Annotated in this window: 9 protein-coding genes; 4 read left to right on the plus strand and 5 right to left on the minus strand. The window is 74.8% G+C overall.

Going from position 1 to position 10,859, the window contains the following annotated elements; translation table 11 throughout:
• Window positions 1-134: 134 nt before the first annotated feature.
• From AC07AL_RS38090 to AC07AL_RS38110, 5 genes are all read right to left on the minus strand, one after another.
• Window positions 135-1,055: a JmjC domain-containing protein gene (locus AC07AL_RS38090; RefSeq protein WP_363585836.1), complete on the minus strand. Its 921-nt coding sequence runs from the start codon at window positions 1,053-1,055 to the stop codon at window positions 135-137.
• 481 nt (window positions 1,056-1,536) lie between these two features.
• The gene (locus AC07AL_RS38095; RefSeq protein WP_363585835.1) at window positions 1,537-2,922 is read right to left on the minus strand and encodes an MFS transporter; all 1,386 of its coding nucleotides are present in this window, start codon (window positions 2,920-2,922) and stop codon (window positions 1,537-1,539) included.
• A 533-nt stretch (window positions 2,923-3,455) separates the two neighbouring features.
• Window positions 3,456-4,211, minus strand: a complete 756-nt coding sequence (locus tag AC07AL_RS38100) for a heparin lyase I family protein (protein WP_478319538.1) — start codon at window positions 4,209-4,211, stop codon at window positions 3,456-3,458.
• A 246-nt stretch (window positions 4,212-4,457) separates the two neighbouring features.
• Window positions 4,458-5,876 (minus strand): uracil-xanthine permease family protein, encoded by a 1,419-nt coding sequence (locus tag AC07AL_RS38105; protein WP_363585833.1) that lies wholly within the window; start codon window positions 5,874-5,876, stop codon window positions 4,458-4,460.
• Between the two features lie 260 nt (window positions 5,877-6,136).
• The gene (locus tag AC07AL_RS38110) at window positions 6,137-7,090 is read right to left on the minus strand and encodes a helix-turn-helix domain-containing protein (RefSeq protein ID WP_400985947.1); all 954 of its coding nucleotides are present in this window, start codon (window positions 7,088-7,090) and stop codon (window positions 6,137-6,139) included.
• A 191-nt stretch (window positions 7,091-7,281) separates the two neighbouring features.
• On the opposite strand from AC07AL_RS38110, the gene AC07AL_RS38115 reads away from it, so the two are divergent.
• The 4 genes from AC07AL_RS38115 (at window position 7,282) to AC07AL_RS38130 (ending at window position 10,748) form a co-directional block, all read left to right on the plus strand.
• Window positions 7,282-7,992 (plus strand): G1 family glutamic endopeptidase, encoded by a 711-nt coding sequence (locus tag AC07AL_RS38115; RefSeq protein WP_400985949.1) that lies wholly within the window; start codon window positions 7,282-7,284, stop codon window positions 7,990-7,992.
• 164 nt (window positions 7,993-8,156) lie between these two features.
• Window positions 8,157-8,804 (plus strand): TetR family transcriptional regulator, encoded by a 648-nt coding sequence (locus AC07AL_RS38120; protein WP_363585830.1) that lies wholly within the window; start codon window positions 8,157-8,159, stop codon window positions 8,802-8,804.
• Between the two features lie 44 nt (window positions 8,805-8,848).
• On the plus strand, window positions 8,849-9,616 hold the full coding sequence (locus tag AC07AL_RS38125) for an SDR family NAD(P)-dependent oxidoreductase (RefSeq protein WP_363629396.1): 768 nt from the start codon (window positions 8,849-8,851) through the stop codon (window positions 9,614-9,616).
• 91 nt (window positions 9,617-9,707) lie between these two features.
• On the plus strand, window positions 9,708-10,748 hold the full coding sequence (locus AC07AL_RS38130) for an NAD(P)-dependent alcohol dehydrogenase (protein WP_478319539.1): 1,041 nt from the start codon (window positions 9,708-9,710) through the stop codon (window positions 10,746-10,748).
• Window positions 10,749-10,859 lie beyond the last annotated feature (111 nt).

The following is a 10,859-nucleotide window of genomic DNA, read 5'->3' on the forward strand; positions in this document are numbered from 1 at the left end:
CCCCCCCCCCCCCCCCCTCCCCCCCCCCCCCCCCCCCCCCCCCCCCCCCCCCCCCCCCCCCCCCCCCCCCCCCCCCCCCCCCCCCCCCCCCCCCCGCCCTCGTGCGTTCAGGCCCCGCCCGGTCTCGGCCCGGCTCAGCCGCCGGCGGCCAGCGGTCCGTGACCCGGCGCCGCCTGACCGTCGTCCGTCACCGGCGCGGGCAGCGGCCCCCGGGCCAGCCGCAGCAGCTCCTGCGGGGTCAGTTCGGCCAGCCGGGCGCGGCCCAGTCGCAGCACCTCCGCGGCCGTGTCCAGCAGTTCCGCCGGTTTCGCCGGGCGCTCCGGCAGCCCGGCCGCCCAGTCGCCGCCGGCCAGCCACTCGCCGACGGCGCCGCGCAGCTGCCCCGTGCCCGCCTCCCGGATCGTGAACGAGAGGTGTACCGACAGGCCCTGGTGGCCCGTCGCGGTGTGTGGTGCCCCGCGCGGCACGTACAGCACCTCGCCCGGCCCGAGCACCGAGTTGAGCGCCACCGCGCCGGGTTCGGGGGCCAGCCCCGGGCGCCAGCGCCCGTCGGCGGGGGCCTCGTGGACCGTCCACTCCTTCTTTCCCGCGAGCTGGACGACCAGCACGTCCGCGTCGTCCCGGTGCACGTCCAGCCCGCGCCGGCCGGCACCCGTCGCGAAGCAGAACGCCTCGGTCCGGCGGCCCAGTTCGACCGCGATGTCGGTGGCCAGCGCGCGCACCGGCGCGTGCCACTGGTCCAGCTGCGGCAGCAGCAGCGTGGCGCCGTCGGCCAGCAGGGCGGCGATCCGGTCAGGGTCGGCGAAGCCCTCCTCCCGGCGCCCGGCGACCACCCGGGTCGTGCAGAACTCCGCGGGCGGTACGACCGCACCCGCCCGGACCATCTCGACGTAGGGCACCCGCAGCAGTCCGCCGCGCAGCGCCTCGTCCAACTCGCCCGGCCGGGGCAGCCCCGCCGGCCAGCCCGCGGTGCGGAACACCTGCGGCCGGCGTTCTTCCAGCGCCTCGGCGAACGTCGCCGCGTCGCCCACCAATTCGGTCAGAACTCGTCCCATCGTCCATCCCTCCGTCCAGCGGCCCACCACCGGTCGACCGTCGCATAACCTACGGATGAACATCTGAGTCGGGTTCAGCGAGAATCCGCCGACCAGCCCGGGATCGGCCAGCTTCGCGCCACGGGGCGACCACCGCGATGTGCTGCGGCGGCCCGTCGCGGGCGGACGGGCCGAGGGGTGAAGCCGGCGAGCGGCGCCGGTGCCGGCTCCGGCCGGCGAGTCCCACCCCCGCAGGTCGGGCGGCCGGCGGCGGCGGGCGCGGCCCGTTCTTGCGACAGCCCGCCCGCCCTCCGGTGCGACAGGCGGCGACGCCGGGGCGCCGGCCGCCCCGCACCGCCCCGAGGGTGTCGGCGAGCCGTTCCGATCGCCTGTGACGAGCGTCACACCTCAGGTCCGGTCGGCCGGGCGGCGCTGCCCGGAAGATCCCGGACAGCGCCGCCGGTGCGTCACGCGGTGGCCGTCAGTGCACCTCGGCGCACCCTCAGCGCGCCGTCTGCGGGACGCGCTGGCCCGGGACGGCCGGCCTGGCGGCCGTGCGGCCGGCGGCCGGGGCGGCGCCCAGGGCGGTGCCCCGGGTCTCCTCGGCCCACAGAACGCACACCAGCAGGCCGACCACGGTGGTGCCGGCCGCGATGAGCATGGTCGGACCGGTGCCCAGTCCGGACAGCGACAGCGGCAGCAGGTAGGTGCCGACGGCCGCGCCGATCCGGCTCACCGAGGTCGCCACACCCACCGCCGTCGCCCGGATCTCGGTGGGGAACAGCTCGTTGGGGTAGGTCCAGTCGAGGACGTTGGGCCCGCCGCACAGGAAGGCGTACGCGCACAGCGCCGTCAGGGCGACGGCCGCCGGGGCGGTGGGCCACACGCCCAGCAGGGCCAGCGGGACGGCCATCAGGGCGAACGACCAGATGATGACGGGGCGCCGGCCGCGGGTGTCGATCAGGCGCAGGGCCGGGTAGCAGCCGAGCAGGAAGACGAGGCTGATCAGCCCGGTGCCCAGGGTCTCCATCACGGTGCCGCCGGGCATGCCGAAGGAGGAGAGGATCTGCGGGCCGAAGGTGAGCATCGCGAACAGCGGGCCGACCTGGCAGAGGAAGAACAGGCCGCAGAACAGGGTGCGGCGCCGGTAGGGCGGGGTCATCAGCAGGCGCAGCCCGCCGGGGCGGCCGCGCTCGGCCGGGTCGGGCATCAGCTCGCGGCCGTCCACCCGTACGCCGAGGTGCTTCTCGACCACGCGCACCGCGTCGCCGACCCGCCCGTGGGCGGCCAGCCAGCGCGGGGACTCCGGCGTGCCGCGGCGGATCACCAGGAACACCACGCACAGCACCGTGGAACTCGCGAGCATCCACCGCCAACTGCCGGGCCCGGCCAGCTCCAGGAACGCGTAGCCCACCACGTAGGCGAGCACGGAGCCGGCGTACCAGGCGATGATCTGCTGACCGAGCAGCCGCCCGCGCTGTTTGGCGGGCAGCCACTCGGCGAGCAGGGAGGTGGCGATGGGGTAGTCGGCGGCCACGGCCATGCCGAGCACGAAGCGCAGCACGGCGATCGCCCACACCGTGTCGACCCAGAAGGAGAGCACCGAGCAGGCGACCATCACGAGCAGGTCGGCGGTGTACATCACCTCCCGGCCGATCCGGTCGGTCAGCACGCCGAAGAGCGCGCCGCCGACGAACATGCCCACCAGCGCGGCGGCGCCGATCAGGCTGACCTCCGCGGTGGACAGGCCGAGCTCGGGTCGCATCCCGATCAGGGCGACGCCGACGATGCTCAGGATGTAGCCGTCGAGCAGCGGCCCACCGGAGCAGGCGAGGGCCAGTCTCCGGTGGAAGGCGGTATACGGGGCGTTGTCGATGGTCTGGGACATGTGCTGGGGGTCCTCCGGAGCGTACGGCGGCGGATGGCCCGCTCACCGTGCGCCGGGTAGACGGCAGGGAAGGACGCCGTCCGGCGGACGGCGCCATCGCCCGCTCACACCGGGCGACCGTCCACGGTTGCCCGGGTGCGAGGGGGGCGCCACCGGGCCGAAGGTCGGCCGAAGTCGCGACCAAGGTCCCGAAGCGGACAGGACCTCGGACCGTGTCGCGACCCCGCCCGCCCAGTCCTGCCGGGCCCTGTCGCCGTCCGGGCGCCCGCCGGCCCGCCGGGCGTGACCCTTCTCACCCGGAGGCCCCCGAAGGCCCCGATCGTGTGACCGGGGTCACGTCGCACCGGTCGATGTCCGGGGGAATTCACCGGTCGGGCCGCTCGGGTGCTGCGAATTGATCGGCCGGCGGGGAGGGCGGGTCGGCCCGGCGGCGGGCCGGCCGTGACGAGCTCCGGCGCCGTGCCGGGAAAGGCCGGAGGCCCGGACCGCGAGCTGCGGTCCGGGCCTCCGGACAGGATCTGGGCCGGGCGTCGTTACGAGCCGGCCGTGGCCGCTTCCAGGGTGGTCGCCATGATCGGGCTGGTGAACGTGTTCGTCGCGTCGCCCGAGGAGGGGTGGTAGGAGCCCCACTTGAGGTAGTTGCGGTCGCCGTCCCAGGTGGTGCCCGTGAAGGTGCCCGAGCCGGTGGTGAAGGTCTGCTTCACGCCGTCGAACCAGAAGTCGATGGTGCCGTCGGTGCGGCCCAGGCGGATCTTCAGCGCGTACGAGTGCCACTGGCCGTTGGTGGTCGGCGCCGTCCACAGCGAGTGCGCGACGTGGTCGGTGTCCCACTCCTGGAGGCGGATGCGTCCGGTCGTCGCGTCGATCTCGATCGGGTGGTTCGCCGTGTCGGTGCTCGGCGAGCACTTGAGCTGGAAGACGTAGCGGCTGTTGGAGTCCTGGATGTCGACCTTGGACGACCAGCCGAGGTAGAAGGTGTCGCCCTCCTTCAGGTTGGGGCTGAGCGTCTCGCAGCGCTCCTCGCCCGCGGCCTGGAACGCCCGCCACACACTGCCCTTGGCGGGGTCCTTGACGACGTCGAAGTTCCCCGACGCGCACTGGACGGAGGCGAAGGAGGACGGGCCCTTGCTGGTGCTCGGGGTCCAGAGGACCTTGCCCGCCGCGGCGGCCCGGGTCGGGCCGGCGACGACGGCGGAGCTGCTCGCGGTGGCCGAGCCGCAGGAGATCGCGAGCGTGGCGAGGGCCACGGCGCCGACGGCGACCTTGCGGTGGTGCGACAGAAGGGACATGCCTCTCCCGGGGGGATGAGTGGCCGGAACGGACGCGCCCGGGCCGGCCGGCCCGGGTGCACGGAGCGATTCGACCACCTGACGGCCCGTCGGGCCAGGCGGAAGCACGGGCGGAAGTACCTTTCGGTCACTTCCGCCGGTCGGCTCCAGCCGTAGCCGTAGCCGTAGCCGTAGCCGTAGCCGTAGCCGTAGCCGTAGCCGTGGCCGTGGCCGAGGGCACCGCCACGGCCACGGCCACCGCCCCGCTTACGGGGTGCGCCGCTGCGCCCCGCCCGACTCGCCGTCCTCGCCGGACCCCTCGTCGTAGGAGGAGGTGCCCTCGTCCAGCAGCGGCTCCTGCGTCTTGAGGTGTGCGGGGGCCAGCGCCCGCAGCGTGTGGTAGCCGGTGATGACGACCAGGGTGCCCAGCGCGATGCCGCTGAGGCTGAAGGTGTCGGTGAACTTCAGGGTGACGTTGCCGATGCCGATGATGATGCCCGCGGCGGCCGGCACCAGGTTCAGCGGGTTGCGCAGGTCCACCTTGGACTTGATCCAGATCTGCGCGCCGAGCAGGCCGATCATGCCGTACAGGATGACGGTGATGCCGCCGAGCACCCCGCCGGGGATCGCGGCGACGACGGCGCCGAACTTCGGGCAGACGCCGAACAGCAGCGCGAAGCCGGCCGCGGCCCAGTAGGCGGCGGTGGAGTAGACCCGGGTGGCGGCCATGACGCCGATGTTCTCGGAGTAGGTGGTGTTCGGCGGGCCGCCGAGCGCGGTGGAGAGCATGGAGCCGACGCCGTCGGCGGAGATCGCGACGCCGAGCTTGTCGTCCAGGGTCTGGCCGGTCATCTCGCCCACGGCCTTGACGTGCCCGGCGTTCTCCGCGACGAGCGCGATCACCACGGGCAGGGCGACCAGGATCGCGGACCACTGGAAGGAGGGGCCGTGGAAGGCGGGCAGGCCGATCCAGTCCGCCTTGCCGACGCCCGACAGGTCCAGGCGCCAGTGGTCGGTGAGGTGGCCGCCGGCGTCCACCGAGTGGATCTTGCCGAAGACCTGGTCGAACAGCCAGGAGATCCCGTACCCGAAGAGCAGCCCGAGGAAGATCGCCACACGCGACCAGAAGCCGCGCAGGCACACCACGGCCAGACCGGTGAACAGCATCACCAGCAGCGCCGTCCACTGGTCCTGCGGCCAGTAGGTCGACGCGGTGACGGGGGCGAGGTTGAAGCCGATCAGCATGACGACCGCGCCGGTCACGATCGGCGGCATCGCCGCGTGGATGATCCGCGCCCCGAACCGCTGGACCGCGAGGCCCACCAGGAACAGCGCCGCGCCCACCACGAACACCGCACCGGTCACGGTCGCGCTGGTGCCGCCCTGCGCCCGGATCACCGCGGCCACGCCCACGAAGGACAGCGAGCAGCCGAGGTAGCTGGGCACCCGGCCGCGGGTGGCCAGCAGGAAGATGATCGTCGAGACGCCGGACATCATGATCGCGAGGTTGGGGTTGAGCCCCATCAGCACGGGCGCCACGAAGCTCGCGCCGAACATGGCCACCACGTGCTGGGCGCCGAGCCCTGCCGTGCGGGGCCAGGAGAGCCGTTCGTCGGGGCGGACGACCGCCCCCGGCGCGGGCGTACGCCCGTCACCGTGCAGCTTCCAGCGCACGCCGAGATCCATGGTGGGGGTTCGCTTTCTCTGTACTTCCGGTGAACTGTCCGCACCATTCTCCCGGTCACCGGGCCTCCCGCGCGCACCCGGCCCGGCCTTGACCTGCGCACTCGCGCGGAGCGGGGCGGGGCCCGCGTATGCGGGAGCCGGCCCGGGCGTCGTCGGCGATGTCCTCGGTACCGCCCGCGGTACCGCCCTCGGCGGCGGCCTTCAGGCCGCTCGGCCAGGCCTCCGGCCCCGGCGGCCGGCCCGACGGTGGCGCAGCCGGCTCACAGCAGCTCGGCCCGGGCGGCCTGGATGCCCGCCTGGAACCGGGTCCGGGCCCCGAACCGGTCCATCAGCTCCCGCACCCAGCGCTGCACCGTCCGGGTGGACACCCCCAGCTGGCGGGCGATCGACTCGTCGGTGAGCCCCGCCGCGAGCAGCGGGAGCAGCCGGCGGTGCCGGTCCTCCGGGTTCTCCTCCGGCAGGGCGGGCAGCCGCATCGCCTGCGCCCAGTACAGCTCGAACAGCCCGGCCAGCGCGTCCAGCAGGGTGGAGGGCCGGATCAGCAGCACGCTCTGCAGCTCGGTGCCCGCGCTGACCGGCAGCAGCGCCCAGCGGTCGTCCAACAGCGCCAGCTTCAGCGGCAGTTCGGTGTGCACCCGGGCCTGCTCCCCGGCCGTGGTGAAGGAGTGGATCTCCGCCAGGCGCTCCGGATCGCGCAGCACCTGGCTGTGGTACACCACCCTGGTCGTCACCCCCCTTGCCAGCAGGGCCAGTTCGGTCTGCGGATCGCTGCGCCGGATGTACGGGGGCCGGTCCAGGACCCGCAACTGCCGGCGCACCCCCTGTTGCAGGGTGCGCCACAGCTCGGCGACCGACCTGCGCCCGCAGATCACCTCGGCCGGCCCGTCGGAGCCGCTGCCGTCCCGGCCCTGCCGGTAGGCGCGCATCAGCTCGCCCATCCGCCCCCGGGCGCGCCGCAGTTCGACCTCGCGCCGCAGCAGCAGCTCCTCCACCGCCACGTCCGGCGGCACCGCCGCCCAGGCCCCGGCCGCGCAGGCCTCCACGAGCCCCTGAGCGGCCAGCGAGACCAGCGCCGCGAGCACGATCGAGGCCTGGAGGTTCATCTGGGCGGCCAACCACTGCGGGTCGGCGGCCTGGACGCCGAGCAGCCGCAGGTAGAGCTGTTCCTCGACCGTGCCGAGGCCGAGTCCGGCGAGCATGCCCGTCCCCGACACTGCGCCCTCCTCGCCCTCCACCGCCAGTGGACGAGCCGACTGTGCGCCACTCGGTGCCCGAAATCAAGGGATTGATCGGTCGACATGTTCCCGCCATGTCGGGTTCCTGCCCACGCGGCTCCCTTCCCGGCCCGCCCGCGACGCCCGCAAGCTGGGCGGCACCCCCTCAACCCCCAGTGAAGGAGCCCCCCATGGCCCTTTCCCGCACCGGCCGGCTCGTGCTCGCCGCCCTGCTGGCCCTCCCGGCCGCCGCGGCCGTGACCCCCGCGACCGCCGCCCCCGCCACCCACACCGCCGCGCACGGCTACGGCGCCGCGCATCGCTTCGGCCACGGCGCCCGCTACGACGGCGGAGTCTGGGGCGGCTACGTCGCCCAGGGCAGCGGCTTCCAGAGCGTCTCCGGCTCCTGGACCATGCCCGCCGTGCAGTGCAACTCCGCCAACGACCTGTTCGCCCCGTGGGTCGGCATCGACGGCTACGGCTCGCAGACCGTCGAGCAGACCGGTGTCCAGGCCGACTGCTCCAGCGGCTCCCCGGTCTACTCGGCCTGGTACGAGATGTACCCGGCCCCGCCGCAGTACTTCAGCGACCCGGTGGACGCCGGTGACAGCTTCACCGCCTCGGTGGTCAACGACGGCGGCTCCGGCTACACCCTGCAGATCACCGACACCACCAAGGGCTGGAGCGAGAGCACCCGCCAGCAGCTCGACGGCCAGAACGTCAGCGCCGAGGCCGTGATCGAGTCCCCGAGCCAGAGCTACCCCTCCTTCAGCCGCCTGGACTTCTCCGGCGTCACGGTCAACGGCCAGGTCTTCGACGGCTACTCCCCGCAGGCCATCAACAGTGGCCCCTACACCGAGACCCCGCTCAGCAACGGCTCCTTCGCGATAGTCCCCGCCTGACCCGGCCGCCTGACCCGGCCGCCTGAACCGTCGGTCTGACCCGTTCCACTCGACCCGCCTCCGAGCCCGCCCCGGCCCCCGCCTTCCCGCGGGGCCCGGGGCGGGTTCGCGTCCCGTCGGGACTCATGTCCCAATGAGACATTTCCGGGTGTACGGTGGCTCCCGTGACCACCGAGAAGGCCGAGCACAGCACCGAGGGGCGGCGTGACCGCAAGGCGCGCCGCACCCGCGAGTCACTGGCCGCCGCCGCCCTCCAGCTGGTGCTGGACCGCGGCCTGGCCGCCGTCTCCGTCGAGGACGTCACCGACCGGGCCGACGTCTCCCGCCGCACCTTCAGCCGATACTTCGCCTCCCGCGAGGACGCCGTGTTGGACTGCCTGCGCGCCGACTTCGGCCGGATCAACGCGACGCTGGCGGCCCGCCCCGCCGCCGAGGCCCCGGTGGCCGCCTACCGCGCGGCGCTGCGGGTCTGGCTGGGCGACGAGCGGGACCCGGCCTGGCACCGGCGCCCCGGCGTGCGGGAGCTGTTCGGCCTGATCGCCGCCGAGCCCTCGCTGACCGCCGCCTACCGGCGGATCTGCGTCGACGAGGAGGAGGCCTCCATCCGGATCGCCGCCGCCCGCCTCGGCCTGGACGCGGAGTACGACCTGCGCCCGGCCGTCGCCGTCGGCCTCGGCGTGGCGGCCCTCCAGGCCGCCTCCCGCGCCTGGGTCCGCCACCCCGTCGGCGCCGACGAACCGGATCTGCCCGACCTCGTGGAACGGGCCTTCGACCTGCTCGCCGCCGAACCGCCCCCCGACGGCCCGGCCTGAACCACCGCGCCCCCCCGGCGCACCCGCACGAAAGGACGTACGCCATGACCGGCACCGACCACCCCCAGGAGTTCACCGGCAAGGCCGCACTGGTCACCGGTGGTGCCTCCGGCATCGGCCTCGCCGTGGCCCGCCGCCTGGCGGCCGGCGGCGCGGCCGTCGCCGTCGCCGACTTCGACCTGGAGGGCGCCCGCAAGGCCGCCGCCGAACTGGAGGCCGCCGGCGCCCGGGCCCTGGCGATCGGGACGGACGTCACCGACCCGGAGTCGGTGCGGGCCGCCGTCCAGGCCACCGTGGACGGTCTCGGCGCCCTGCACCTGGCCGTCAACAACGCCGGCATCAGCGGCGCGAAGGCCCCCACCGGCGCGTACGAGCCCGAGCAGTGGCGCCGGGTCCTGGCCACCAACCTCGACGGCGTCTTCTACTCGCTGCGCTACGAGATCCCCGCCATCCTGGCGGCCGGCGGCGGCGCCGTCGTCAACATGGCCTCGATCCTGGGCACCAACGGCTTCGCCGGTTCGCCCGCCTACGCCGCCGCCAAGCACGGTGTGGTGGGCCTGACCAAGACCGCCGCCCTGGAGTACGCCGCGCAGGGCGTGCGGATCAACGCCGTCGGCCCGGGCTTCATCGACACCCCGCTGCTGAGCGCGGCCGACGAGGAGGCCCGTCAGGCACTGGTCGCCCTGCACCCGGCCGGCCGGCTCGGTCGCGCCGAGGAGGTCGCCGAACTGACCGCCTTCCTGCTCTCCGACCGGGCCTCCTTCATCCACGGCAGCTACCACCTGGTCGACGGCGCCTACGCGGCCCGCTGACCGGCCCGCCACCGGCCCGTCCGGGAGCCGGGGCAGCGCAACCGGGGGGACAGGCAAGTCCGGGGGGACCGAGAGAGGGAGTCCGAAACCCATGAAGGCAGTCCAGTACCGCAGCGTCGGCGCCGCCCCCGAGGTGGTCACCGTCCCCGATCCGGAGCCCGGCCCCGGCCAGGTCCTGCTCAAGGTCACCGCGGCGGGGGTGTGCCACTCCGACATCGCCATGATGAGCATGCCCGCCGAGCGCCTCTCCTTCCCCCTGCCGCTCACCCTCGGGCACGAGGGCGTCGGCACCGTGGCCGCGCTCGGCGCGGGCGTGACCGGCCTGGCCGAGGGCGAACCGGTCGCCGTCTACGGGCCGTGGGGCTGCGGCAACTGCGCCAAGTGCGCGGAGGGCAAGGAGAACTACTGCCTGCGCGCCGCCGAACTGGGCATCCGCCCGCCCGGCCTGGGCGCCCCCGGGGCGATGGCCGAGTACATGGTGGTGGACAGCCCCCGGCACCTGGTGCCGCTCGGCGGCCTCGACCCGGTCCGGGCCGTGCCGCTCACGGACGCCGGCCTGACCCCGTACCACGCCATCAAGCGCTCGCTCGGCAAGCTGACGCCCGGCAGCACCGCCGTGGTGATCGGCACCGGCGGCCTGGGGCACGTCGCGATCCAGCTGCTGCGCGCGATGACCGCGGCCCGGGTGATCGCCCTGGACGTGACGGAGGAGAAGCTCGCGCTGGCCCGCGGCGTCGGCGCGCACGAGACGGTCCGCTCCGACGCCTCCGCGCCCGCCCGGGTGCGCGAACTCACCGGCGGCATCGGCGCCCAGGTGGTGCTGGACTTCGTCGGCGCCCCGCCCACGGCGGCCGCGGCCGGAGCGATGGCGGCGGTGGAGGGCGACGTGACGATCGTCGGCCTCGGCGGCGGCACCCTGGCCGTCGGCTTCGGCGCCCTGCCGTACGAGGTCTCGGTGTCCTCCCCGTACTGGGGCACCCGCGGTGAGCTGATCGAGGTCCTCGACCTCGCCCGGGCCGGCGCGGTGGACGTGCACGTCGAGACCTACGGGATCGACGAGGCGCCGCTCGCCTACGAGCGCCTGCACAGCGGCCGGATCAACGGGCGCGCCGTCATCCTCCCCAACGGCTGACGGCTGACGGCTGGGGTCCCGGGGGGGGGGGGGGGGGGGGGGGGGGGGGGGGGGGGGGGGGGGGGGGGGGGGGGGGGGGGGGGGGGGGGGGGGGGGGGGGGGGGGGGGGGG

The organism is Kitasatospora sp. NPDC043949, assembly GCF_056435365.1.

Coding starts and splice junctions, on each gene's coding strand:
- AC07AL_RS38105 (WP_363585833.1), bottom strand. CDS start 5,876: ATGGATCTCGGCGTGCGCTGGAAGCTGCACGGTGACGGGCGTACGCCC.
- AC07AL_RS38090 (WP_363585836.1), bottom strand. CDS start 1,055: ATGGGACGAGTTCTGACCGAATTGGTGGGCGACGCGGCGACGTTCGCC.
- AC07AL_RS38125 (WP_363629396.1), top strand. CDS start 8,849: ATGACCGGCACCGACCACCCCCAGGAGTTCACCGGCAAGGCCGCACTG.
- AC07AL_RS38115 (WP_400985949.1), top strand. CDS start 7,282: ATGGCCCTTTCCCGCACCGGCCGGCTCGTGCTCGCCGCCCTGCTGGCC.
- AC07AL_RS38100 (WP_478319538.1), bottom strand. CDS start 4,211: ATGTCCCTTCTGTCGCACCACCGCAAGGTCGCCGTCGGCGCCGTGGCC.
- AC07AL_RS38130 (WP_478319539.1), top strand. CDS start 9,708: ATGAAGGCAGTCCAGTACCGCAGCGTCGGCGCCGCCCCCGAGGTGGTC.
- AC07AL_RS38095 (WP_363585835.1), bottom strand. CDS start 2,922: ATGTCCCAGACCATCGACAACGCCCCGTATACCGCCTTCCACCGGAGA.